The 21,531-nt window shown below is 57.7% G+C and carries 30 protein-coding genes; 18 read left to right on the top strand and 12 right to left on the bottom strand.

Annotated features, from left to right (window positions below; all coding sequences use genetic code 11):
• The first annotated feature begins 2 nt into the window (after positions 1 to 2).
• The 4 genes from fmt (at position 3) to speB (ending at position 2,282) form a co-directional block, all read left to right on the top strand.
• Entirely contained in the window at positions 3 to 917 is a 915-nt protein-coding gene (gene fmt, locus GOW48_RS21280; protein WP_170756076.1) for a methionyl-tRNA formyltransferase, read from the top strand.
• A 5-nt stretch (positions 918 to 922) separates the two neighbouring features.
• Positions 923 to 1,159 carry a hypothetical protein gene (locus GOW48_RS21275; RefSeq protein WP_170756075.1) on the top strand — a complete coding sequence of 79 codons (237 nt, stop codon included), beginning with the start codon at positions 923 to 925 and terminating at the stop codon, positions 1,157 to 1,159.
• A gap of 1 nt (position 1,160) precedes the next feature.
• Positions 1,161 to 1,397 (top strand): GlsB/YeaQ/YmgE family stress response membrane protein, encoded by a 237-nt coding sequence (locus tag GOW48_RS21270; RefSeq protein ID WP_170756074.1) that lies wholly within the window; start codon positions 1,161 to 1,163, stop codon positions 1,395 to 1,397.
• Between the two features lie 63 nt (positions 1,398 to 1,460).
• Positions 1,461 to 2,282, top strand: a complete 822-nt coding sequence (gene speB / locus GOW48_RS21265) for an agmatinase (protein WP_170756073.1) — start codon at positions 1,461 to 1,463, stop codon at positions 2,280 to 2,282.
• Positions 2,283 to 2,284: 2 nt separating this feature from the next.
• On the opposite strand, the gene GOW48_RS21260 is transcribed toward speB, so the two are convergent.
• The 7 genes from GOW48_RS21260 to GOW48_RS21230 all read right to left on the bottom strand — a co-directional run bounded on the left by GOW48_RS21260 (position 2,285) and on the right by GOW48_RS21230 (position 6,723).
• Positions 2,285 to 2,887 carry a COG3904 family protein gene (locus GOW48_RS21260; RefSeq protein ID WP_234899572.1) on the bottom strand — a complete coding sequence of 201 codons (603 nt, stop codon included), beginning with the start codon at positions 2,885 to 2,887 and terminating at the stop codon, positions 2,285 to 2,287.
• A 15-nt stretch (positions 2,888 to 2,902) separates the two neighbouring features.
• Positions 2,903 to 3,526, bottom strand: a complete 624-nt coding sequence (locus GOW48_RS21255) for a trimeric intracellular cation channel family protein (protein ID WP_170756072.1) — start codon at positions 3,524 to 3,526, stop codon at positions 2,903 to 2,905.
• On the bottom strand, positions 3,523 to 3,990 hold the full coding sequence (gene rnhA / locus GOW48_RS21250) for a ribonuclease HI (RefSeq protein WP_170356742.1): 468 nt from the start codon (positions 3,988 to 3,990) through the stop codon (positions 3,523 to 3,525). Before rnhA ends, GOW48_RS21255 begins: the two co-directional genes overlap by 4 nt.
• Positions 3,983 to 4,570, bottom strand: coding sequence for a class I SAM-dependent methyltransferase (locus GOW48_RS21245; RefSeq protein WP_170756071.1), 588 nt, complete (start codon positions 4,568 to 4,570; stop codon positions 3,983 to 3,985). The genes rnhA and GOW48_RS21245 overlap by 8 nt, the downstream gene beginning before the upstream one ends.
• Positions 4,567 to 5,019, bottom strand: a complete 453-nt coding sequence (locus GOW48_RS21240) for a DUF3429 domain-containing protein (RefSeq protein ID WP_170756070.1) — start codon at positions 5,017 to 5,019, stop codon at positions 4,567 to 4,569. The genes GOW48_RS21245 and GOW48_RS21240 overlap by 4 nt, the downstream gene beginning before the upstream one ends.
• Complete coding sequence (gene ispH / locus GOW48_RS21235; RefSeq protein WP_170756069.1) at positions 5,016 to 5,966, bottom strand: 4-hydroxy-3-methylbut-2-enyl diphosphate reductase; 951 nt, start codon at positions 5,964 to 5,966, stop codon at positions 5,016 to 5,018. The genes GOW48_RS21240 and ispH overlap by 4 nt, the downstream gene beginning before the upstream one ends.
• A gap of 184 nt (positions 5,967 to 6,150) precedes the next feature.
• Complete coding sequence (locus GOW48_RS21230; protein WP_170356738.1) at positions 6,151 to 6,723, bottom strand: LabA-like NYN domain-containing protein; 573 nt, start codon at positions 6,721 to 6,723, stop codon at positions 6,151 to 6,153.
• A gap of 139 nt (positions 6,724 to 6,862) precedes the next feature.
• Here GOW48_RS21230 and folK point away from each other — a divergent pair, with 139 nt between their 5' ends.
• The 13 genes from folK (at position 6,863) to recO (ending at position 16,928) form a co-directional block, all read left to right on the top strand.
• On the top strand, positions 6,863 to 7,432 hold the full coding sequence (gene folK / locus GOW48_RS21225) for a 2-amino-4-hydroxy-6-hydroxymethyldihydropteridine diphosphokinase (RefSeq protein ID WP_170756068.1): 570 nt from the start codon (positions 6,863 to 6,865) through the stop codon (positions 7,430 to 7,432).
• A gap of 94 nt (positions 7,433 to 7,526) precedes the next feature.
• Positions 7,527 to 7,880, top strand: coding sequence for a DNA-directed RNA polymerase subunit omega (gene rpoZ / locus GOW48_RS21220; RefSeq protein ID WP_170356736.1), 354 nt, complete (start codon positions 7,527 to 7,529; stop codon positions 7,878 to 7,880).
• Between the two features lie 26 nt (positions 7,881 to 7,906).
• Entirely contained in the window at positions 7,907 to 10,039 is a 2,133-nt protein-coding gene (locus GOW48_RS21215; protein ID WP_170356735.1) for a RelA/SpoT family protein, read from the top strand.
• 16 nt (positions 10,040 to 10,055) lie between these two features.
• On the top strand, positions 10,056 to 10,754 hold the full coding sequence (locus GOW48_RS21210; RefSeq protein WP_170356734.1) for a DUF2062 domain-containing protein: 699 nt from the start codon (positions 10,056 to 10,058) through the stop codon (positions 10,752 to 10,754).
• A complete protein-coding gene (locus GOW48_RS21205) occupies positions 10,747 to 11,499 on the top strand; it encodes a pyridoxine 5'-phosphate synthase (protein ID WP_170756067.1) in 753 nt (250 codons plus the stop codon). Before GOW48_RS21210 ends, GOW48_RS21205 begins: the two co-directional genes overlap by 8 nt.
• Positions 11,500 to 11,515: 16 nt before the next feature.
• Positions 11,516 to 11,977: an ABZJ_00895 family protein gene (locus tag GOW48_RS21200; protein WP_214648698.1), complete on the top strand. Its 462-nt coding sequence runs from the start codon at positions 11,516 to 11,518 to the stop codon at positions 11,975 to 11,977.
• A complete protein-coding gene (gene acpS / locus GOW48_RS21195; RefSeq protein ID WP_170356731.1) occupies positions 11,974 to 12,396 on the top strand; it encodes a holo-ACP synthase in 423 nt (140 codons plus the stop codon). The genes GOW48_RS21200 and acpS overlap by 4 nt, the downstream gene beginning before the upstream one ends.
• A 53-nt stretch (positions 12,397 to 12,449) precedes the next feature.
• A complete protein-coding gene (gene lepB, locus GOW48_RS21190; RefSeq protein ID WP_170756065.1) occupies positions 12,450 to 13,289 on the top strand; it encodes a signal peptidase I in 840 nt (279 codons plus the stop codon).
• Complete coding sequence (gene rnc / locus GOW48_RS21185; protein WP_170756064.1) at positions 13,286 to 13,966, top strand: ribonuclease III; 681 nt, start codon at positions 13,286 to 13,288, stop codon at positions 13,964 to 13,966. The genes lepB and rnc overlap by 4 nt, the downstream gene beginning before the upstream one ends.
• A gap of 346 nt (positions 13,967 to 14,312) precedes the next feature.
• Positions 14,313 to 15,221, top strand: a complete 909-nt coding sequence (gene era, locus GOW48_RS21180; RefSeq protein WP_170756063.1) for a GTPase Era — start codon at positions 14,313 to 14,315, stop codon at positions 15,219 to 15,221.
• Positions 15,222 to 15,276: 55 nt separating this feature from the next.
• Positions 15,277 to 15,606, top strand: a complete 330-nt coding sequence (locus GOW48_RS21175; RefSeq protein WP_170756062.1) for a DUF1491 family protein — start codon at positions 15,277 to 15,279, stop codon at positions 15,604 to 15,606.
• Between the two features lie 145 nt (positions 15,607 to 15,751).
• On the top strand, positions 15,752 to 16,021 hold the full coding sequence (locus tag GOW48_RS21170) for a hypothetical protein (RefSeq protein ID WP_170724876.1): 270 nt from the start codon (positions 15,752 to 15,754) through the stop codon (positions 16,019 to 16,021).
• A 181-nt stretch (positions 16,022 to 16,202) separates the two neighbouring features.
• On the top strand, positions 16,203 to 16,928 hold the full coding sequence (gene recO, locus GOW48_RS21165) for a DNA repair protein RecO (protein ID WP_170756089.1): 726 nt from the start codon (positions 16,203 to 16,205) through the stop codon (positions 16,926 to 16,928).
• On the opposite strand, the gene GOW48_RS21160 is transcribed toward recO, so the two are convergent.
• From GOW48_RS21160 to GOW48_RS21150, 3 genes are all read right to left on the bottom strand, one after another.
• The gene (locus GOW48_RS21160) at positions 16,912 to 17,304 is read right to left on the bottom strand and encodes an META domain-containing protein (protein ID WP_170756061.1); all 393 of its coding nucleotides are present in this window, start codon (positions 17,302 to 17,304) and stop codon (positions 16,912 to 16,914) included. The two genes, recO and GOW48_RS21160, sit on opposite strands and share 17 nt — an antisense overlap.
• Before the next feature lie 40 nt (positions 17,305 to 17,344).
• Positions 17,345 to 17,899, bottom strand: a complete 555-nt coding sequence (locus tag GOW48_RS21155; RefSeq protein WP_331251848.1) for a hypothetical protein — start codon at positions 17,897 to 17,899, stop codon at positions 17,345 to 17,347.
• A 163-nt stretch (positions 17,900 to 18,062) separates the two neighbouring features.
• Positions 18,063 to 19,754, bottom strand: coding sequence for an acyl-CoA dehydrogenase family protein (locus GOW48_RS21150; protein WP_170756060.1), 1,692 nt, complete (start codon positions 19,752 to 19,754; stop codon positions 18,063 to 18,065).
• A gap of 144 nt (positions 19,755 to 19,898) precedes the next feature.
• Between GOW48_RS21150 and GOW48_RS21145 the strand changes: the two genes are divergently transcribed.
• Positions 19,899 to 20,663, top strand: coding sequence for a sulfite exporter TauE/SafE family protein (locus GOW48_RS21145; RefSeq protein WP_170756059.1), 765 nt, complete (start codon positions 19,899 to 19,901; stop codon positions 20,661 to 20,663).
• Here GOW48_RS21145 and GOW48_RS21140 read toward each other — a convergent pair.
• Together GOW48_RS21140 and GOW48_RS21135 are read right to left on the bottom strand one after the other, a co-directional pair.
• Complete coding sequence (locus tag GOW48_RS21140; protein WP_234899571.1) at positions 20,660 to 21,124, bottom strand: hypothetical protein; 465 nt, start codon at positions 21,122 to 21,124, stop codon at positions 20,660 to 20,662. The genes GOW48_RS21145 and GOW48_RS21140 overlap by 4 nt on opposite strands.
• A 111-nt stretch (positions 21,125 to 21,235) precedes the next feature.
• The gene (locus GOW48_RS21135) at positions 21,236 to 21,526 is read right to left on the bottom strand and encodes a hypothetical protein (RefSeq protein WP_170356721.1); all 291 of its coding nucleotides are present in this window, start codon (positions 21,524 to 21,526) and stop codon (positions 21,236 to 21,238) included.
• Between the last annotated feature and the right edge of the window lie 5 nt (positions 21,527 to 21,531).

Here is a 21,531-nt window from a genome sequence, read left to right as displayed (position 1 = left end):
AAATGCGCATCATTTTCATGGGAACGCCCGATTTCTCGGTGCCGGTACTGGACGCGCTGGTCGAAGCCGGGCATGAGATCGCCGCTGTTTACTGCCAACCACCACGCCCAGCAGGGCGGGGTAAGAAAGACCGGCCAACCCCTGTTCATGCACGGGCCGAAGCGCTTGGCTTTGATGTTCGTCACCCGGTGTCATTAAAGTCGATCGAAGAACAAGAAGCCTTCGCAGCGCTGAAAGCGGATGTGGCCGTTGTCGTTGCCTATGGTCTGCTGTTGCCGCAACCTGTTCTGGATGCGCCCAAACAGGGGTGTCTGAATATTCACGCCAGCCTTTTACCGCGCTGGCGCGGGGCCGCGCCGCTGCAGCGCGCAATCATGGCGGGGGACGCTCAGACCGGCGTCTGCATCATGCAAATGGAGGCCGGACTGGATACCGGGCCGGTCCTTTTGCGACGTGCCACCGATATCGGGACACAGGAAACCACGGCGCACCTGCATGACAGACTGTCAGAAATGGGTGCAGCGATGATTGTGGAAACGTTGGACACCTTATCGGACCTGGCACCGGAACCTCAGCCCGAGGACGGAGTGACCTACGCGGCAAAGATCGACAAGTCCGAGGCGCGTGTCGACTGGACCCGCCCAGCCGTCGAGGTCGACCGGCAAATCCGGGGCCTGTCCCCCTTTCCCGGCGCCTGGACCGAGATTGGAGGCGAGCGTATCAAGCTGTTGGCCTCTCGGTTGGCAGTGGGGCAGGGGCAGCCGGGTGAGCTGTTGGATGATACCCTCCGCGTTGCCTGTGGCGATGGCGCGATTGACCTATTGCGCTTGCAGCGGGCTGGGAAAGCAGCGCAGGATGCAGCAACTTTCCTAAGGGGTTGGCCAGTCGCAGCTGGGACCAATTTAACGCTGGGGTAAAGTAGATGTTCATGGTCTTGATGGGTACGGTGGTTATCGCTGGCATTGTAGGATATCTGTCTGAGAAGACGGGATTTACCCACAATGGGTATCTGCCCTCAATCATCATTTGTGTGGGCGGAGCGTTCCTGTTTTACTTTGTCCGGATCATGTTCGGCATCAGCTTTGGGCCGCCTGGTTTTGATGCCGTGTTGTCCTCGATTGGTGCGCTCATCATCGTTCCGACTCATTGGAGGAAATAACGTGCCCGTCATCGCCCTGATCATCATCGGAGCTGCAGCCGGGTTTCTGGCGACCCGCCTGATGCGGATCGAGGCGGACATACCCACAACCATGCTGATCGGCATTGTCGGCGCATTGGTGGGCGGGTTTATCCTGCGTGCCCTGATTGCCGTGGCGGGCTGGCTGTCGGGTTTTGTTGGCGCGGTTCTGGGCGCTTTGTTGGTGATCTGGATCTGGCAGAGATATCTGCGTCGCTGACCCCTTGACCTTTCGGGTCGAACCCGGCCAGATCGCCGGGAAATTCTATCCGAAAGGTGCCCCATGTCGCATGAGTTGAACCCCGGTGACGTTGCCCTGATGGGCGTTCCGCTGGACCTGCATTCCTCGTTCCTGCAGGGGCCCGCCTTTGCGCCGGGCCGCATTCGTGAGGCACTGCATTCCGGAGCTGCCAACCTGACTGCCGAAGACGGCACCGATCTGGGCGCGACCGACCGGTTCAGGGATACCGGCGATCTGGACGTGTTCGAGATGATCGGACAGGAGCCCATCGACCGGATCGAGGCCGGGGCCGTCGAACGCATCGCCACCGGCGCGCGGCTGTTGTCGCTGGGGGGCGACCACTCGGTCGCGTATCCGCTGATCAAAGCGCACTCAGAGCGGTATGAGGGGCTGAACATCCTGCATATCGACTCGCACCCTGACCTCTATGACAGTCAGCAGGTCGGCCCGCTGGGCCATGGCTGCCCCTTCGCGCGGGTGATGGAGACGTGTCAGATCAACCGTTTGGTACAGGTCGGTATCCGCACCATGAACAAGCATCAGCAGGAACAGGCCGACAAGTTCGGCGTCGAAGTGATCGACATGCAAAGCTGGAGCCCGGATCTTGAGATCAGCTTTGACGGCCCGGTTTACCTCTCGCTGGATCTGGACGCGCTGGACCCGGCCTTTGCGCCCGGTGTTTCGCATCACGAACCCGGCGGGCTGAGCACGCGCGAGGTGATCAACCTGATCCACCGTTTCAAGGGGCAGCTAGTCGGCGCGGATATCGTCGAACTGAACCCCCACCGCGATCCCTATGGGATCACCGCGATGGTTGCGGCGAAATTCGTCAAGGAAATCGGCGGGCGTCTGCTGTCGCGCTGACCCTAGCGCGCATCACATTGGGCGGCTGATCCCAGACGGGGTGCGCCGCCCGTGGTCATGTCGAACCGGTCGGCCTCGGCCGCGCTCATCCAGTGCATCCCTTCGGACGGGGCCGCGTCCAACGTGTACCAGTAAAACGCCTCATCCACGCCGATATCTTCGAAATAGTCCAGATATCGGTCATGTTCGGGGTCGTCCTCGGGGATTTCAGTGGCGACGATGTTCCAGCCGCCCCAGCTGTGGACTCCGACACAGGCTCCGGGCTCCAGCACGCGGCGCTTGCCCGCCAGAAACAGGTCCGTCCCGCCCGAAGCGATTAGCCCGTCTGAGGGCACAATCGTATCGAACCCCTGCTCGTGGACCACGCGGGAAAAAACCACATTCGCGTCGTCATCCATCGAGCCTTCAATATAGCTTAGCACCAGTGTTTTTGCGTCGGGGTTTCGCTGGATTACCTCAAGAAACGCATCCAGCGTCGTATGGTCGATAGTACCTGTGGCCACGATTTGATCTCCCTGCGCGGCAAACTGCATGGGGTCATATTGTTGACCGCAGCCAGCGAGGGCGGCGAGTCCGGCGATGACGATACAAAATGCAGGTTTCATGCGTAGAGGCCCTATTCAAACACGCGGTGGACGGCTTTTGTAGACAGGCAGTTTCCAACCAAACAGCAATGACCCCGCCCTCAAGGCCCAGCAGACCAGCGCACAAGACGCCAGAATGGCCAGATCGTCCAGCCCAAGGCGGCTGGCGGCAACAGCGGTCAGCGCCCCAGCAAAGGCGCACGAGACGTAAAGTTCGCCCTGTTTCAGCACCAAAGGCACTTCGTTGCAGACCACATCGCGCATCAACCCGCCCAGACATCCGGTGCTGATCCCCATCAGCACGACGACCACGCCCGATTGCCCCAGCGACAAAGCGGTGGCCGATCCGGCCGCGACGGCGATTGACAGTGCAAAACTGTCCAGCCAGATCAGGCAGTTATAGCGGCTTTCCACCAGATGTGCGGTGAAGAACACCAATACGGCGGCGGCCACTGCGATCAGGATGTAATCCGGTTGTCCGACCCAGAAAACCGGGTCGCGGTTTAGCAGCAAATCGCGGACGGTGCCGCCACCCACGGCGGTCAGGCTGGCGATAAAGGCAAAGCCCACCAGATCCAGCTGCGCCCGACTGGCCACCAGCGCCCCGGTCAGTGCGAACACAAGAACCGAGGCATAGTCGAGCAGCGCCAGCCAGCTCATGCCTGTGTCTTTTTTGGCTTGAACGGGGCCATACCGGCGCGGGCCAGCTCATCGGCCTTTTCGTTTTCAGGATGGCCCGCGTGGCCTTTGACCCATTCCCAGGTCACGTCATGACGAGTTTGTGCCTCGTCCAGCCTCTGCCACAGATCTACATTCTTGACCGGCTTCTTGTTCGAAGTTTTCCAACCGTTCCGCTTCCACCCGAAAATCCACCCCGTGACGCCGTTTTTCACATAGGCGCTGTCTGTCACAACGGTGATCTTCGAGGCCCGGTCCAACGTTTCGAGCGCGCTGATCGCAGCCAGCAGCTCCATCCGGTTGTTTGTGGTCTCGGCCTCGCCGCCGTTGAGTTCCCGCTCTTTCAGGACATTGTCGCCATCCATCGCGCGCAAAAGCACGCCCCAGCCGCCGGGGCCCGGATTACCGGAACATGCGCCGTCCGTATAGGCAAACAGCTCAGGCATGGGCCAACACCAGAATGAAACCATCATACGAACCCGCAAGGCCCGCACCCACGCCCGTGGTGATCCGGTCGATGGTGAATCCGGTCTTTGCCATAGCCTCTTCGATTTCGGTCTGCGAGAAATAGGTGTAACGACGGTCCAGGTCGTCGCGATGTTCACCAGTCCCGAGTTTTAACCCCAGAAAAAAGACCCCTGCGGGTTTCAGCGCCTTGTGGATGGCTGACAGGTGTCGGGGGAAATCGGCGCGAGGGGCATGTAACAGCGAGAAACTTGCGTAGACTCCATCATACTCGGCCTCTTCGGTCACGTCGTCGAACGTCCCCAGATGAGCGTCAACACCGTTTTCACGCGCGTGTTCGACAAAAGCGGGTGTGGCGTCGATGGCGCGGACGCGCAGACCTTGCCGTTGCAGAAAGGCGCTGTCCGATCCCGGGCCGGCCCCGAGATCCAGTACGTGTCCGCCTTCCACGACCGCTTCTGCAAAGGCCATGCGGGCTTCGATCTGTTCAGGGGGTATGGGAACACTGAGGTAATCAGCGACGCGCGAGGAATAGGCGTCAATCGTTCTTTTGTCGGTCACAAGTATACTCCAACGGCAAGGCAGACCAGAACGACGGCTGTCAGCAACATGCGCAGACGCATCCACCAAACCGGCGTCAGTCGCCAGTATGAGAACACAGCGTCCAGCAAAAGTAACCCGGCAAAGCCCCACATCAGGTTGGTACCTGCCGCGAGGGGTCCACCGCCCGTTTTGAAAAAGGCCCAAAGCGCGGGGAGAACGGACAACAGATAGCAGGTCGCAGCCTTACTGCCCGATGTCTTCGTCGCAAACCCCCACAAAACGCCAGACATAAAGCTGAGGATGATCGAGCCGTAGAACAGCTGAACGTAAGGCCCCACGAAACGGGGACCCAGCGCCTGTGTGCCCCAGGCATGCAGATCATCGTTCAAGTAAGTCAGCGCCCCCCAGACGAAGGGGATCAACCCGGCCAGCCCCAGAACCAAAGGGGCGCGTGGAATACCGTTCATGCCGGTTCGCGCAAAACGCGCGGGACTTTGAATTCGACGTTTTCAACCGCTGTTTCGACCAATTCGACTGTTACATCAAAATGATCTCGGAATGCGTCGATCACTTCATTCACCAAGACCTCTGGGGCAGACGCACCAGCAGTGATCGCGACCGAGGAAATCCCTTCCAAGGCGCGCCAGTCGATATCTGTCGAACGTTGTACCAGTTGCGCATAGTTACACCCGGCGCGTGCGGCAACTTCGACCAGACGACGTGAATTGGACGAATTGGGTGCCCCCACAACCAACAGCGCATCGGATTTGGGGGCCACAGCTTTGACAGCTTCCTGTCGGTTTGTGGTGGCGTAGCAAATGTCTTCTTTATGTGGGCTGACAATGGCTGGAAACCGCGCCTGTAGAGCTGCGATGATGTCCTTGGTGTCATCAACGGACAGGGTCGTTTGCGTTACAAAGGCCAGCTTGTCGGGATCGCGCACGGCGACGGTGGCGACGTCCTCGACGGTTTCGACCAGTAGGACCTCGCCCTCGGGCAGTTGCCCCATGGTGCCGACAGTTTCGGGGTGTCCTTTGTGACCGATCATGATCATCTGCAACCCGGCTTCGGCATGGCGCTGCGCTTCGACATGGACTTTGGACACCAGCGGACAGGTCGCGTCGACATAGATCATTTCGCGCTGGGCAGCCGCTGCAGGTACCGATTTAGGAACGCCATGGGCCGAAAAAATTACCGGCCGGTCATCGGGGCATTCATCCAGTTCTTCTACGAACACCGCACCTTTTTCACGCAGCCCGTCCACTACGAATTTGTTGTGCACGATCTCATGACGCACATAGACCGGAGCGCCCCATTTCTGTAGCGCCATTTCCACAATCTTAATCGCCCGGTCTACACCGGCGCAGAACCCACGCGGTGCTGCCAGATACAGCGTCAGGGATGGCTTTGTCATGTCACGTTCTCCTTAAGGCCACAGGTAGGTCTTTTCCTCGCCATGGTCCAGACAGGACAGTGTCATTCATCTGACATGAATCAGTGCTATCAAACAGATGTTTCATCACCTGTTTCTAGTTTAAGACGCGCGGTCAGGGCATCAACCCTGACCGCGTTCTTTATCTTTTGGTGTTTGGCGCGTGTTACTGACCGCTTGCAGCCACGCTGCGCGGTTCCATCGGAATGTCACGCGGCGGGCGGCCGATCACATCGCGCAGGTCTTCAAGCTCGATGAAGTTGTCGGCCTGGCGGCGCAACTCGTCCGAGATCATCGGAGGCTGGCTGCGAATAGTCGACACAACTGAAACGCGCACGCCCTGACGTTGCAGACTTGCTATCAGCGGGCGGAAGTCCCCATCGCCCGAAAACAGCACGATGTGATCAACGCGCGGTGCCAGTTCCATGGCATCGACGGTCAGTTCGATATCCATGTTTCCTTTGACTTTCCGACGCCCCATGCTGTCGGTGTATTCTTTTGCCGGTTTCGTCACCATGGTGAAGCCGTTGTAATGCAGCCAGTCTACCAGGGGGCGGATGGGCGAATACTCGTCATTTTCCAAAAGCGCTGTGTAGTAAAAAGCACGAAGCATCTTCCCGCGGCGCATGAATTCCTGACGCAGCAGTTTGTAGTCGATGTCAAATCCAAGTGCTTTCGCGGCCGCATAAAGATTCGAGCCGTCGATGAACAGCGCTAGCCGTTCGTCTTTATAAAACATAAATAGGTCCTTCCGGTATCTACCAGAACGCCGGGTGTTACGTGAGTGAGCTAGGAAATTAGCGGCGCGCTGATACGCCTATAATTAGGGCATTTAATGTGTATCGCAAGTATGCAATTCGCCGAATATAGGGAATAGTATGTGCAAATTTACGTCAGAATCGGTCATTGCATTGGGCGCAAATCTCAATTTGAGAGGCTGCGGACCCAAGGTGACACTAGAACAGGCAATTGACGCAATTTCACGTCAGGGCTTGGTGATTCGCGCCGTCAGCCGATTCTACGAGACCCCCTGTTTTCCAGCGGGTGCTGGACCGGATTACGTGAACGCGGCTGTTTTGGTCGAAACGGACAAGTCAGCTGCAGACTTGTTGCAACTGCTGCATGAGGTCGAACACGAATTCGGGCGCGAACGAATACAGCGCTGGGGGATGCGGACGTTGGATCTGGATCTGGTATGTTTCGGCGACCAAGTGCTTCCGGATACGTCAACCTATAACCAATGGCGGACGCTGCCGTCGCAGGAACAGATGCAGCAGGCGCCGGACCGGTTGATCCTGCCGCATCCGCGTCTTCAGGATCGCGCCTTCGTGCTGGTGCCAATGGCTGATGTCGCCCCGGATTGGTACCATCCCGTGCTGGGTCTGACGGTCCGGGAAATGGTGGCAGCCCTGTCTGTCGATGATATTGCCGCCGTTACCCCTTTGTGATCGGTGCATTTGCGGCATTTCCTGCTTGTCAAGGCAGGGATTCGCCCTTAGATAAACCTCTTCCTGACATGGACTCAGAAACGGAGAGCGCCCAATGGCCCGCGTGACGGTAGAAGATTGCGTAGACAAGGTACAAAACCGGTTCGAGCTGGTGATGCTTGCCGCCCATCGTGCGCGTGAGATTTCCGCAGGTGCTGCGATCACTGTGGACCGCGACAATGACAAAAACCCGGTTGTGTCGCTGCGCGAAATCGCCGACGAAACCCAAAGCGCTGATGAACTGCGCGAACGCCTGATCGAGGCCAACCAGACCCAGATCGAGGTTGATGAGCCCGAAGAGGACCAGATGGCGCTGCTGATGGGTGCGGAATCCGACAAGCCTGCAGATGATGACATGTCCGAAGAGAAGCTGCTGCGCGCTCTGATGGAGGCTCAAGGCCAGGGGTAATCCCCAAAAACGAAGGTGCGGACCGGATGATTTCTGCTGAAGACCTGATTGCGCTGGTCCGCAACTACAACCCCAAGACAAATGCTGACCGCATTGCCCGTGCCTATGAGTTCGGAAGCCAGATGCATGAGGGTCAGTTCCGCCACTCTGGCGAACCCTATTTCACCCATCCTGTTGCCGTTGCCGCCATCCTGACCGAACAGCGTCTGGATGATGCCACGATCATTACCGCACTACTGCATGACACGATCGAGGATACCAAGGCCAATTACGGCAAGGTGTCCGAGCTGTTCGGGGATGAAGTGGCCAAGCTGGTCGATGGCGTCACCAAGCTGACCAACCTGCAGCTGTCCAGCAGGGAAACCAAACAGGCCGAGAACTTTCGTAAGCTGTTCATGGCCATGTCCAAAGATTTGCGGGTTATTCTGGTCAAGCTGGCCGACCGTCTTCACAACATGCGCACGATCAAGGCGATGCGCCCCGAAAAACAGGTTCAAAAAGCGCGCGAGACGATGGATATCTACGCGCCACTTGCGGGCCGTATGGGGATGCAATGGATGCGCGAAGAGCTGGAGGATCTGGCCTTCCGCGTGCTGAACCCCGAAGGTCGGCAGTCGATCATCCGGCGGTTTATCACTCTGCAACGGGAAACCGGCGATGTGATCCATCGGATCACCGGCGATATGCGCCTTGAATTGGACAAGGCTGGGATCGAAGCCGAAGTGTTCGGCCGAGCCAAAAAACCCTATTCGATCTGGCGCAAGATGCAGGAAAAGGATCAGGGCTTTTCGCGTCTGTCCGATATCTATGGCTTTCGCATTATCACTCAGACAGAAGAAGACTGCTATAGGACCCTTGGCGCGATCCACCAGCGCTGGCGCGCGGTGCCGGGACGGTTCAAGGACTATATCAGCCAGCCAAAATCGAACGGATACCGGTCGATCCACACAACGGTATCGGGGCGGGATGGCAAACGGGTCGAAGTGCAGATCCGTACCCGCCAGATGCACGACGTGGCCGAAACGGGTGTGGCGGCGCACTGGTCGTACCGCGACGGGGTGCGGTCCGAAAACCCGTTCGCCGTCGATCCGGCCAAGTGGATCGCCAACCTGACCGAGCAATTTGACAGCGAGGATGACCACGAGGATTTCCTCGAAGCCGTCAAGCTTGAGATGTATTCCGACCAAGTGTTCTGCTTCACGCCCAAGGGCGATGTTGTGAAACTGCCGCGTGGGGCGACACCAATCGATTTCGCTTATGCGATCCACACGCGGATTGGCCATGCTTGTGTCGGGGCCAAGGTGGACGGTATCCGAGTGCCGCTGTGGACTCGGATCAAGAACGGTCAGTCGGTCGATGTAATCACGGCCGACGGGCAGACCCCGCAGGTCACATGGCTTGAGATTGCGGTCACTGGCAAAGCCCGCACTGCCATCAGGCGCGCTCTGCGTGAAGTTGACCGCGAGCGTTTCATCAAATTGGGCAAGGAACTGGCGCGCTCGGGGTTCGAACATGTGGGCCGAAAGGCGACGGACAAGGCGTTGGACACGGCCGCCAAGCATTTGCGTCTGAAGGACCGACACGAATTGTTGGCTCGTTTGGGCAGTGCCGAACTGACGGCCCATGACGTGGTGAGCGCCGTTTATCCAGAGCTTACGCAGGATGAAGGGGACGCGATCCCCCTGCGCCGCGCTGTGATTGGTCTTGAGCCGGGTCAGAAATTCGACCGGGCACCATGTTGTCAGCCCCTGCCGGGAGAGCGGATTGTCGGCATCACCTATCGTGGCAAAGGGGTGGTGGTGCATGCCATCGATTGTGACCGCCTGACCGAGTTTGAAGGCGAACCCGAGCGTTGGGTGGACTTGCATTGGCACACTGGCACCCATCCGGCGGTCTATGGCGCGACGCTGGATCTGACCATTGGAAACGATGCGGGTGTACTGGGGCGTATTTGCACATTGATCGGTGAGAAAAAGGCCAATATCTCGAACCTTGAATTCGTCGACCGGAAACCGGATTTTTACCGTCTTCTGATCAATGTCGAACTGCGCGACCTTGAACAGCTTCATTCTTTGATGCTGATGCTTGAGGCCGAAAGCGATGTTGCTGCTGTCGAACGCTACAGAGACAGGACCAAGACCGCCGTGGCGGCTGGCTGAGAAGGGGTGATCAGGAGTGGTTTTCAAGCGCCGAGATCGACGCTCGCCTGTCCAGATCGCATCTGAATTCGTCTACCCCCGTGGCGGATGGACCCGCGCGTTCCACTATGTAAAACACCGCGTCCGTCGGTTGCCGGACTCCCCTGAACGCATCGCACGCGGTATCGGGGCAGGGGTGTTCGCAGCGTTTACTCCGTTCTACGGGTTGCATTTCGTCGTGGCTGCGTTGGCGGCGCGTTTGATCAACGGCAATATTTTGGCTGCGCTGAGCGGAACGTTTTTCGGAAACCCGCTAACTTACGTTCCGATTGGTGTCATCTGCCTTCAGGCCGGTCATTTCATTTTGGGAACCGAGTTTCAGGAGGGCGACACCCATGGCCTTATGGGTAAGTTTGCCGACGCGCTGGGCGACCTCAAGGATAACTTCATTGCCATTTTCACTGATCGCATGGCTGATTGGTCCGGGTTGCGTATATTCTATGACGAAGTGTTCTTTCCCTACCTGATAGGGGGCATTTTGCCCGGTTTGCTGGCCGGGGCGATCTGCCACTATCTGAGCCTGCCTTTGATCCGAACCTACCAGCAGCGGCGTCGAGCCAAGATCAAAGCGAAATTTGACGAAATCCGCCGTTTGGCAGAATCCAAGCCTGCCGTTTCAGTTTCAAAACCACTAGGCTCGAGCCAGAATTCGGCAAAGGAATCAAGCGATGTCTGACAATCCCCTGCGTCTGGGCGTGAATATCGACCACGTGGCCACCGTGCGCAATGCGCGTGGCGGGGCGTACCCTGACCCTCTGCGCGCCGCCAAACTGGCCGAAGAGGCCGGGGCTGATGGCATTACAGCCCATCTGCGCGAAGATCGCCGTCATATATCGGACGCAGATATCGACGGGTTGATGGAGGTTCTGTCGGTCCCGCTGAACTTTGAAATGGCCGCGACGCCCGAGATGCAGCAGATCGCCCTGCGGCACAAACCGCATGCGGTGTGCATCGTTCCCGAAAAGCGCGAGGAACGGACGACCGAAGGCGGTTTGGAAGTCGCGCGCGAGGAAAACAAGCTGGCCCATTTCATCGCCCCCCTGCGCGATGTGGGCTGCCGCGTGTCCATTTTCATTGCCGCCGACCAGCGCCAGATCGAAGCCGCGCATCGCATCGGTGCCGAGGTGATCGAACTGCATACCGGTGCTTATTGCGACGCCGTCTCCGAGGGCCACACAGACGTAGCCAATCGAGAGTTGGACAGCCTGCGCGAGATGTCCGCATTTGCCCATTCGCTTGGGCTGGAAGTCCACGCGGGCCATGGTCTGACCTATGACACCGTGCAACCTGTCGCGGCTTTCCCTGAGGTGCGCGAGTTGAACATCGGTCATTTCTTGATCGGCGAGGCTATCTTTCGCGGCCTGACCCCGGCGATTGCCGAGATGCGACGGCTGATGGATGAGGCGCGGGCAGTCGTCTGATCGCAAAGGTAACGCTATGGATTCGAACAATTTGTGGCGCTACAGCGTCTTGCTTGTCCAAGTCCGGTTTTTAATGCCGATCGCTATTGTCGTTCTGTGGCATGTGACCGGGCTCAATTTAGCGAATGTGGGGATACCCTTCCTGTCTGCGATTGCCGCAGCGATGATAACGGGATGCGGCATAGCGCGGTCGATGGGCCGAATGCCGCACTTGCGCGAGGTGCTGGTCTTTGCGGTTGCGGGGACCGTGATATTCATGATCGTGAACTCTGCGGCCTATCTGATTTTGGCGATCAGCAATATCGGACCGGTCGATACGTCGCTTCTGATGTATTGGCACAGAGGTGGCTATATGGGCGGACTTATGCTGTATCTGGCGATTTTTGCTTTCTTCGCCAACAGCGTTCTATTCTATTTGTCGACCAAAATGGAACTCAGGGCGATTGCCAGACGGCGTAGCAAAGAAAGCACGATATGATCCTAGGCATCGGCACAGACCTCGCGAATATCGAGCGTATTCAGGGTACGCTCGACCGGTTCGGTGACCGGTTCCGCAACCGCGTTTTCACCGACACCGAACAGCGCAAGGCCGAACGTCGCCATGACACGGCTGGCACCTATGCCAAGCGCTGGGCCGCGAAAGAGGCGTGCTCTAAGGCTTTGGGCACCGGCCTACGCATGGGCATCGCGTGGAAGGACATGGCCGTCACCAACCTGAACACCGGCCAGCCGGTCATGCATGTCACCGGCTGGGCCGCCGAGCGCCTGCGCGAGATGACCCCCGAAGGCCATGAGGCGATCATCCACGTCACCCTGACCGACGACCACCCTTGGGCGCAGGCTTTCGTGGTGATTGAGGCGCGCGCCATCACGAACGCAGCGGCCAGCCTTGACTAACCTCTCTGCGCCCCGCATGTAGCACCCCAACAAACCAAGGACCGGAGAGCAGTATGGCCGAGGACGTCAAAACCGGAAATCCCGTGTGGGAGACGATTAAAACCATCGTCTACGCATTGCTGATCGCAGGCGTTTTCCGGACACTGTTTTTTCAACCCTTCTGGATTCCGTCGGGCTCGATGAAACAGACCCTGCTGATCGGGGATTTCCTGTTCGTAAACAAGATGGCCTATGGTTATTCCTACGCCTCGTGCCCTAGTCTGATCATTCCCAGCGTTGGCCTGAATATCGATGCCGAGGATGTTTGCGGCTGGATGTCGGGGGACGATAACTCGCGCCTTTGGGCCGGCGATCCTGAACGCGGGGATGTCATCGTCTTCCGTCACCCTGTTACAGGGCGTGACTTCATCAAACGCCTGATTGGTTTGCCCGGTGATCGTATCCAGATCCGCGAAGGCCAGATCATCCTGAACGGTACGCCTGTTCCACAGCAACCGGATGGTGTTTTCACCGAAACAGCTTTGCCACAGGGGCCGCAAGGTCTTCGTCCACGATGTGAAAACGGCCCGGTCGGGATTGGGGGGATTTGCGAAAAGTCCCGAACGATCGAAACGTTGCCAAACGGCGTCTCTTACGACGTACTCAATATCGGCAATCAGGGATCGGACAACACCGGGATCTACACAGTTCCCGAAGGTCACTATTTCTTCATGGGCGACAACCGCGATAATTCCAGCGACAGCCGCCTGCCGCAATCCGCGGGTGGCGTGGGCTATGTGCCTTACGAAAACCTGATTGGTCGCGCGGATCGGATCATGTTCTCTTCCGCTGGCCGGTCGATGCTGTTCTTCTGGACCTGGCGGAGTGACCGGTTCTTCAAGGCGGTCAAGTGAAGCTTTCTGCCGAGATAAAGTCTTTTCAGCATCGGTTGGGCTACACGTTTTCCAACCCAGATCTGCTTGTGCGTGCGCTGACTCATGGCTCAGTCTCGTCCTCAACTCGACCGGATAATCAACGGTTAGAGTTTTTGGGCGACCGTGTATTGGGGTTGGTTATGGCTACGGCCTTGCTGGAGGCCGACAAAAAGGCGACTGAGGGTCAACTCGCGCCGCGATTCAATGCGTTGGTCCGAAAAGAAGCCTGCGCAGATGTCGCGCGGCAGATCGACCTTGGGGCGGTTCTGAAACTGGGCCGATCTGAGATGCTGTCAGGGGGTCGTCGCAAACAGGCACTGTTGGGCGACGCGATGGAGGCGGTCATCGCCGCAATCTACCGCGATGCCGGGTTCGAAGCGGCGCGGGACGTGATCATTGCTTTGTGGGGCGATCGCATCCATTCGGTCGAAGCAGATGCGCGCGATGCTAAAACGTCTCTTCAGGAATGGGCGCAGGCACGCGGTCAGAAACCTCCATCTTATGTCGAGGTCAAACGCAGTGGACCCGATCACGCCCCGGTATTCACGATCGCCGCACGTTTGCAGGACGGTACAGAGGCGCAAGCCACTGCCGGCTCAAAACGCCAGGCGGAACAGGCCGCAGCCAAATCGCTGCTCGACCAGTTAACGAAATAGCATATCCCTTTGGCGAGGAGGCTGGCTCCCTTTGGATCGGGTTGGCGCAAACAATTCGAAATTGAAACGACCTGATACCACCCGACCTGACAGCCGATTATCCAGTGATGAAACGCCTCATTCCTAAAGGCCGCGACGCTTCCCCTGACGAACATCGGAAACTCTAGCCAGGTCAGATCTGCCAACGTCGACAACCAATCCAGATGAGCCCACTTTCTTACCCACAGCTGCTCTGACGGTGCTTTCTCTCCAAGAGAAGTGCAAACCCGCTATGAGACAAAACCCTCTGGCCCGCGAAGTCTTTCTGCTATAGGGGTGCGCACTTGCAAACAGGATCGCAGTACACATGACCACACGCGCCGGATTTATCGCCCTGATCGGAGAGCCCAACGCGGGCAAATCCACCCTTCTGAACCGCATGGTGGGGGCCAAAGTCTCGATCGTGACGCATAAGGTGCAGACCACGCGTGCGCGCATTCGCGGCGTCGCGATGGAGGGCGAGGCCCAGTTGGTCTTTGTTGACACGCCGGGACTTTTCAAGCCACGCCGCAGGCTGGACCGCGCCATGGTCGCTGCCGCCTGGGGGGGCGCAGCTGATGCAGATGTCGTGGTCTTAATGGTCGAAGCGCATCGCGGTATCACCGAAGGGGTTGAACGCATTCTGGAAGGTTTGGACGAGATCGGGCAAGGCCGCACCGTCGCCCTGGCCATCAACAAGATCGACAAAGTACCATCCGAGAAACTGCTGGCGCTAACCAGCGACCTGAACGCACGCTATCCGTTTGCTGAAACCTTCATGATCTCAGCCGAAAAAGGCCACGGGGTTGAAGACCTGCGCAAATGGCTGTCGGGCGAGCTGCCCGAAGGGCCTTGGCTATACCCCGAGGATCAAATTGCCGATTTGCCCCTGCGCATGATCGCCGCCGAAATGACGCGCGAGAAACTGACCCTGCGCCTGCATCAGGAACTGCCCTATCAGCTGACCGTCGAGACCGAGAACTGGGAAGAGCGCAAGGACGGATCCGCCAAAATCGATCAGGTCATCTATGTTATGCGCGACGGCCACAAGGGTATCGTTCTGGGCAAACGTGGCGAGACGATCAAGGCGGTTAGCCAAGCTGCGCGCGCCGAGCTGGAAGAGTTTCTTGACCGCAAAATTCACCTGTTCCTTCAGGTCAAAGTGCGTCCAAATTGGCTTGAGGAATCTGAGCGTTACTCGGAAATGGGTCTGGATTTCAAAGACGGCAACGCATGAGCGGGACGAAGAAATCTCGTCGGAAATTGTTGGCGCCTTTGCTAAGGAGCGCGCAATGACCCGGCTGACGGCGGAATTTTGGGTTCACGCCTACTTGGCCCGCCTGCGGTTTCAAGAAATTCCTGCGTTTGTCGTCGCTCACGGTGACAACACGGCCGGCGCTGTCCTGGTCAAGCTCAATACTCTGGATGGGCAGGCCGTCGCGTTCCAGCGCAGTTTTGATCTGATGAGTGGGGAGCGCAAATGGGTCGAACTATCCGGTGGTCCCGAGGCCGACGTGGATGTGGCGATTACAAAACAACGCAGTTTTGATCCAGACCTTTGGGTGGTCGAGGTCGAAGATCGACAGGGGCGGCATTTGTTGGGTGAAGACGGGTTAGAGTAATTGCCCGCCTCACTTAAAAGCTGAAAAGACTGCAACTTCTGTCCGGTATTTCTGTACGACCTGATTTTAGAATCTCACGTTTTATTGATCCGATGCGACGCGCCCCCCGTAGTTACAGCACATGTCTACCAAAAAGGGGGAAATTATGAAGATTTTGACAATCACTGCAGCCGCGGCTGTCGCACTGGGTACTGTTGCAATGGCAGATCCGGGAAAGAGCAAGGGAAAAGGAAATAACGATCAGGCTCAGGCAATGTCAGGCGCACTGCAAGGGAACCGTGGTTTTGCGAGTGTCGCCGCAGATGTAAGCGGCAAAAACGCATTGGGCAAAGGTCTGTCGGGTTGGGGTAACGCCGGTAGTTCTTTGGATGACGGAAACAGCGTCAGTGGTAGAATCACAAGCGACGACGATTGATGAAATGGGGCGTCGGCTTAAGTTGGCGCCCCTGCTTTAGACGACCGATCAGAAAAGCCTTTATCAACCACCGATGAATAGTGCTTTTGCCGACGAAGTCGCTGCTCATTATCAACAAACAACTTGTGTTGGGCGTTATCTTTGGATTTTCTACCTACATTCTGAGACAAACGGCGGCAATGTGGACTGGCGCGATCACGGTATACTTCTGACCACACGCCGACATGGTGAGACAGCGGCGATCATCGAGGTCTTCACCGAAATCCACGGACGTCATGCCGGGGTTGTGCGCGGTGGGACCAGTCGGAAAATTGCGCCGATCCTGCAGCCGGGAGCGCAGCTAGACGTGCTTTGGCGCGCGCGGCTCGAAGAGCATATAGGCACGTTTCAAGTCGAACCCCTGCGTTCTCGTGCAGCGGTGGCGTTTTCGGGGCGGCTGGCACTGGCGGGATTAAACGCGGTCGTGGCACTTTTGGCCTTCTGCCTTCCCGAGCGGGAACCGCACCCGGTCATCTACAAACAAACCGAACAGTTGATGGACCTGCTGGGGCAGGATGATGTATGGCCGCTGGCCTACTTGCGATGGGAATTGGCCATGCTTGAAGAGTTGGGCTTTGGTCTTGATCTGACCGCTTGCGCAGTTACCGGGGCGGTCGAAGATCTGATCTATGTCTCTCCGAAATCGGGCCGCGCGGTTAGTGAGAAAGGGGCGGGGGAATGGGCGGATAAGCTGTTGCCACTGCCCCCATGTCTGCGCGGCGAGGGGGCCGCGCCGGATCCCGAGATTGCCGAGGCACTACGCACCACCGGGTACTTTCTGGAGCACCGGGTCGCGCCGTCCCTCGGTCATCGCCCGCTGCCCGAAGCGCGGGCGCGGTTTGTCGAGCAGTTTACTCGGCGGCTTTGAACACCATTTCGTGGCCGTCCTCGTTCCGCAGGATCAAAACGTCTCCGGCCACTTCAGACTGTGTCATGGCAATCAGAGCGGCGAAATAGTATCCTTCGGCTTCCAGCCCCGCGCAGGCTGCGCGGGTGGCGGTCAATCCGGTCACTTCAAACCAGGGATATGGGGCGCTTAGGGTGCCGTTGTAGCTGTTGCACGGGGCGTTACCCGCAATCTTCCCGTCTTCCGTAAAACGTAGCAAAGCGCTGGCTTCATAAGGCTGACCGTCGATCTCTTGCAGCGCCCATGTTCTATCCGCCGCACCATAGGCGGCGACGGTTTCATCCCTGTCGCATTGAAACAGAGCCATGAAGGGCAGGATCAGGGTTAGTCGTATCATTTGATCACGTTAGTCCAAATCACCCTAAATCCGAACAGGGTTAATAGGGGTTCTGACCGCTTACCAACTCGGCCCGTACTTCGCTGCGAGGGCGCCAGTTGTATCGTGTATCCTCGCGCGTCGGGGCCCAGGTCAGTGCGCCGCTGTTGCGCCATGGATCAAGAATAAGCCCATCATACATCGAATCCCCCTTGGCGCTGATCAGCGCAGAATGGTGGATAATGCGAAATGCCGTGGGGGGCGAAGTCGCCCAATGCAGATCCAAAGTCTCGAAATTCTCTTGCCGAAGCCGGGCAGTCATGGCTTCGGCCCAATCGTTGCACAGTCCCTTCTCGCGCAGGCCATTGACGACCTTGGCGTTGTGAATGATAGCTGGATCGGTCACGTTCCATTCCTGCGCCAAACGGCTTGAGTATGTGTACGCGATTTCAGCGGCTTGCTGCGCTTCGACAGGGTCGACGTTGGGCCCGAGGTCGCGGATAGCCAGCGCCAGTTTGTCAATGTCGTTCTGGCCAGCGGCTGGGTATTGCTTGGCGCAGCCTCCTAGCGCCATAGCCACTATTACTGCGAGGCAGGCCAGAATAGATCGCATCATGTCGTGTAATTTCCTGTTCACTGTCCCGGCTGATGTAACCGTATTCAAGGCATCGTGGTAGTGAGAAATTCCGGGCGTTGGCGAAACTGGGCCTATGTCATTAGCAAAAAAAGACCCGGCGCGCGCGCCGGGTCAAGTTGGGGAAACAGGGCTACCTTTCAGATCAACCCAGCAAACGCCGAGCGATGACCTGTGCCTGAATTTCGGCAGCCCCTTCGAAAATGTTCAGGATGCGCGCATCACACAGAACGCGGCTGATCTTGTATTCCAGCGCAAACCCGTTGCCGCCGTGAATCTGCAGGCCATTATCCGCAGCAGCCCACGCAACCCGTGCACCCAGCAGCTTGGCCATGCCGGCCTCAAGATCGCAGCGATGTCCGTTGTCCTTTTCCCACGCGCTGAAATAGGTCAGCTGGCGCGCAATCATAATCTCGACCGCCATCATCGCCAGCTTGCCCGAGACGCGGGGGAAGTTGATCAGCGACTTGCCGAACTGCTTGCGATCCTGCGCGTATTGCATGGCGATATCCAGCGCGCTTTGCGCCACGCCGATGGCGCGGGCAGCGGTCTGAATGCGGGCAGATTCGAAGGTCTCCATCAGCTGTTTAAAGCCTTTGCCTTCTTCGCCGCCCAGCAAGTTCTCACCTTTGACCTTAAAGCCGTCAAAGCCCAGCTCGTATTCCTTCATGCCGCGATAGCCCAGAACCTCGATCTCGCCGCCGGTCATGCCGGGCGTGGGGAAGGGGGCCTCGTCCGTGCCGGGAGTTTTCTCGGCCAGGAACATCGACAACCCGCGGTGGTCAGAGCTGTCGGGGTTGGTGCGGGCCAGCAGGGTCATCACATGGGTGCGGGCCGCGTGTGTGATCCAGGTCTTGTTGCCGGTGATCTCATAATCGCCTTCGGCATTCTTGACTGCGCGGGTGCGCAGGCTGCCAAGGTCGGACCCGGTGTTGGGCTCGGTGAACACGGCGGTGGGCAGAATCTCAGCGTTCGCGAGTTTTGGCAGCCAGTTGGCCTTTTGCTCGTCCGTGCCGCCGGCGATGATCAGCTCAGCCGCGATCTCGGACCGGGTGCCCAACGAACCCACGCCAATATAGCCGCGCGACAGTTCCTCGGACACCACACACATCGAGGCTTTGGACAGGCCGAACCCGCCGAATTCTTCGGGAATGGTCAGGCCAAAGACGCCCATCTCAGCCAGTTCCTCGATGATTTCCATCGGGATCAGCTCATCTTTCAGGTGCCACTCATGGGCGTGCGGTTCGACCTTTTCGACCGCATAACGGCGGAACTGGTCGCGGATCATTTCCAGTTCTTCGTCCAAACCGGATGCGCCAAACATTGTGGCACCGGCCTGATCTTCCATCAATTCTACAAGGCGGCTGCGGGCGGCTTGTGTATTGCCGCCTTGGGTCAGAGTCATCACCTCAGGGATCATCAATGCGCGCATATCATCTTGGCTGAGGCCAAGATCCTGCAGGCGGACGATTTCACCCTGATTCATTTGGATGCCGCCATAGACCTGCCACAGATATTCGCCGAACGCGATTTGATGCAGCAGCTGTTCGATTTCACCAAACTTGCCATCACGATCCAACGTCTCGGCCCAACGCTGCATCTGTTGCAGCGATTGACTGTAGGTGGCCAGCCACGCGAGGCCATGAGCGGCCGTTTGGTTGGCTTCGATCAACGCACCGGACACGCGACCCTCGACAGTCACCATCTCGCGCACAGATTCACGCGCGCGGTCGAACACAGCTTCGACTGCCGGGACTGCGGCGCGGGTCAGTGTCAGAAGGTCGGGCAAAATCGCGGATGCTGTCATCTGGGTCATATCCTGTCCGTCATGGGCCATGAATCAAGTCCTTTTCTGGGTCGATTGGTCATACCATGCTGCACGTGCAGCGCAACAAAAATACGAATTACGTTGCGAAATAGTTCAAAAATTTCTTGCGCAGTTTTGCGATGCAGAATTTTTCAGGAGTGATATCACAGGCGCATGACCCTGTTCTCCGTTGTGTCACCGTCGGATATTCTGTTTGCCCTTGCCGTCGCGTTTGCCGCGGGTTGGGTCAAAGGGATGGTCGGTTTTGCCATGCCCATGGTGCTTGTCTCTGGACTCAGTGTTTTCCTGTCGCCGCAACTGGCGCTGGCGGGATTGATCCTGCCTACGTTGGTCACAAATGGCGTGCAGGCATTGCGCGAAGGGGGTCCGGCCGCGATCGACGCCATACGGCAGTTTCGCGTTTTTCTGTCGGTTGGCCTCGTGTTTTTGTTAGCTGGGGCACAACTGGTCCGCTTCGTGCCCGAGACGGTGTTTCTGTTGATGATCGGCATTCCGGTCTCGGTCTTTGCGGTGATTCAGATCGCCGGGTGGAAACTGACCCTCGAAAAGACCTCGACCCGAGTTGAGGCTGCTATTGGAGCCGTAGCCGGTTTCGTAGGGGGTATGTCGGGGATCTGGGGGCCTCCGACGGTCGCATACCTGACAGCGTTGAATACGCCCAAGGATGTGCAAATGCGCGTACAAGGCGTAATCTACGGGCTTGGGGCAGGCGCATTGGTTATTGCGCATCTGGGCTCTGGTATTTTGCGGGCCGAGACAGCACCATTCTCGGCAATTCTGATCCTGCCCGCACTGCTTGGGATGTGGGTCGGCCTGCGCTTGCAGGCGCGCATCGACCAGGCGCGGTTTCGGAAACTGACTTTGATGGTGCTATTGATCGCAGGATTTAACCTTCTGCGTAAAGCGGTGATGGGTTAACTGCGGCTATCTGCAAAGCGGAAGGCGAAATACAAACCCAGCATCAGGAAGAACAGACCTGAAATATCGCCGATCAAATAGGCAATGTATTCGACGCGTGCGCTGCCAAAAGCCATATTTGTCAAACCTGCCACAAGGAATGAGGTGATCACACCGACACCCATGACACAGACCCAGCACGGTTTGCGATCAGCCCTTGGAAACAGATCCCATCCGGCCCATTTGAGCAAATAGAAGACCGATGGTACTGTCAGAACGGCGATTGCAATCGCGGAAAGACGACTGGGCAGGAAAACGTCGCTGCCCCCCAGGGCGGCAAAGACAATGAAAACGCCGGGAAGAAGGGCAAAAATGGCTCGCCAGCCCAATAGCCATGCAGACAATACCCGAACCCCATGGGGCAGGAACAGAAGGCTGGCCCGGCTTGGATATTCTGGAAAAAACATGTTCTGAAGGGGCATCAGAACCTCGAATGTAAGGTACGATGCCACGACATATGCCAACGAGGCAAAAAACGTTTCAGAAGCCCATTTGCGCACGACAATCAGCCATTGTCGTAGCTGTTGGGCGCGTCACCTGGGAGCATGAACGACGTACCGCCCCCGGTTTGCGCTGCCGCTTTGCGAAAGGTATCCCTTTTGCACCAGGGACTTGAGTGCACGGAAAAATGTCGGGCGCGATACGCTTTGAACCAGTGTATGTTCGATCAAACCAAAGGTGCGAACTTCCTGATCGTTTTTCGACAATTCCTCAGCCGCGTAATAGATATCGCGCTCAACCGGAGAGAGTTGTTCCAGGCCCAGCGTCCGCTCCATGCTTTGCATCAATTTACGCAGTTCGGTGAGTTTCGAGATTTCTGTCATATCGT

Source organism: Ruegeria lacuscaerulensis, from assembly GCF_013033355.1.
Taxonomy (GTDB): domain Bacteria; phylum Pseudomonadota; class Alphaproteobacteria; order Rhodobacterales; family Rhodobacteraceae; genus Ruegeria; species Ruegeria lacuscaerulensis_A.
Note: the sequence above shows the minus strand (reverse complement) of the source record. Positions and strands in the feature narration are given on the sequence as shown.

Excerpts from the sequence above, each read along its gene's own strand:
- rnhA (WP_170356742.1), bottom strand. The coding sequence starts at position 3,990 with ATGCCTGAGCTGTTTGCCTATACGGACGGCGCATGTTCCGGTAATCCG.
- GOW48_RS21160 (WP_170756061.1), bottom strand. The coding sequence starts at position 17,304 with ATGATACGACTAACCCTGATCCTGCCCTTCATGGCTCTGTTTCAATGC.
- GOW48_RS21145 (WP_170756059.1), top strand. The coding sequence starts at position 19,899 with ATGACCCTGTTCTCCGTTGTGTCACCGTCGGATATTCTGTTTGCCCTT.
- GOW48_RS21150 (WP_170756060.1), bottom strand. The coding sequence starts at position 19,754 with ATGGCCCATGACGGACAGGATATGACCCAGATGACAGCATCCGCGATT.
- GOW48_RS21205 (WP_170756067.1), top strand. The coding sequence starts at position 10,747 with ATGTCTGACAATCCCCTGCGTCTGGGCGTGAATATCGACCACGTGGCC.
- era (WP_170756063.1), top strand. The coding sequence starts at position 14,313 with ATGACCACACGCGCCGGATTTATCGCCCTGATCGGAGAGCCCAACGCG.
- GOW48_RS21240 (WP_170756070.1), bottom strand. The coding sequence starts at position 5,019 with ATGAACGGTATTCCACGCGCCCCTTTGGTTCTGGGGCTGGCCGGGTTG.
- folK (WP_170756068.1), top strand. The coding sequence starts at position 6,863 with ATGTGCAAATTTACGTCAGAATCGGTCATTGCATTGGGCGCAAATCTC.
- acpS (WP_170356731.1), top strand. The coding sequence starts at position 11,974 with ATGATCCTAGGCATCGGCACAGACCTCGCGAATATCGAGCGTATTCAG.
- GOW48_RS21260 (WP_234899572.1), bottom strand. The coding sequence starts at position 2,887 with ATGAAACCTGCATTTTGTATCGTCATCGCCGGACTCGCCGCCCTCGCT.
- GOW48_RS21230 (WP_170356738.1), bottom strand. The coding sequence starts at position 6,723 with ATGTTTTATAAAGACGAACGGCTAGCGCTGTTCATCGACGGCTCGAAT.
- GOW48_RS21275 (WP_170756075.1), top strand. The coding sequence starts at position 923 with ATGTTCATGGTCTTGATGGGTACGGTGGTTATCGCTGGCATTGTAGGA.
- lepB (WP_170756065.1), top strand. The coding sequence starts at position 12,450 with ATGGCCGAGGACGTCAAAACCGGAAATCCCGTGTGGGAGACGATTAAA.
- fmt (WP_170756076.1), top strand. The coding sequence starts at position 3 with ATGCGCATCATTTTCATGGGAACGCCCGATTTCTCGGTGCCGGTACTG.
- rpoZ (WP_170356736.1), top strand. The coding sequence starts at position 7,527 with ATGGCCCGCGTGACGGTAGAAGATTGCGTAGACAAGGTACAAAACCGG.
- GOW48_RS21215 (WP_170356735.1), top strand. The coding sequence starts at position 7,907 with ATGATTTCTGCTGAAGACCTGATTGCGCTGGTCCGCAACTACAACCCC.
- ispH (WP_170756069.1), bottom strand. The coding sequence starts at position 5,966 with ATGACAAAGCCATCCCTGACGCTGTATCTGGCAGCACCGCGTGGGTTC.
- GOW48_RS21170 (WP_170724876.1), top strand. The coding sequence starts at position 15,752 with ATGAAGATTTTGACAATCACTGCAGCCGCGGCTGTCGCACTGGGTACT.
- GOW48_RS21135 (WP_170356721.1), bottom strand. The coding sequence starts at position 21,526 with ATGACAGAAATCTCGAAACTCACCGAACTGCGTAAATTGATGCAAAGC.
- GOW48_RS21140 (WP_234899571.1), bottom strand. The coding sequence starts at position 21,124 with ATGCCCCTTCAGAACATGTTTTTTCCAGAATATCCAAGCCGGGCCAGC.
- GOW48_RS21175 (WP_170756062.1), top strand. The coding sequence starts at position 15,277 with ATGACCCGGCTGACGGCGGAATTTTGGGTTCACGCCTACTTGGCCCGC.
- speB (WP_170756073.1), top strand. The coding sequence starts at position 1,461 with ATGTCGCATGAGTTGAACCCCGGTGACGTTGCCCTGATGGGCGTTCCG.
- GOW48_RS21255 (WP_170756072.1), bottom strand. The coding sequence starts at position 3,526 with ATGAGCTGGCTGGCGCTGCTCGACTATGCCTCGGTTCTTGTGTTCGCA.
- GOW48_RS21200 (WP_214648698.1), top strand. The coding sequence starts at position 11,516 with ATGGATTCGAACAATTTGTGGCGCTACAGCGTCTTGCTTGTCCAAGTC.
- GOW48_RS21155 (WP_331251848.1), bottom strand. The coding sequence starts at position 17,899 with ATGATGCGATCTATTCTGGCCTGCCTCGCAGTAATAGTGGCTATGGCG.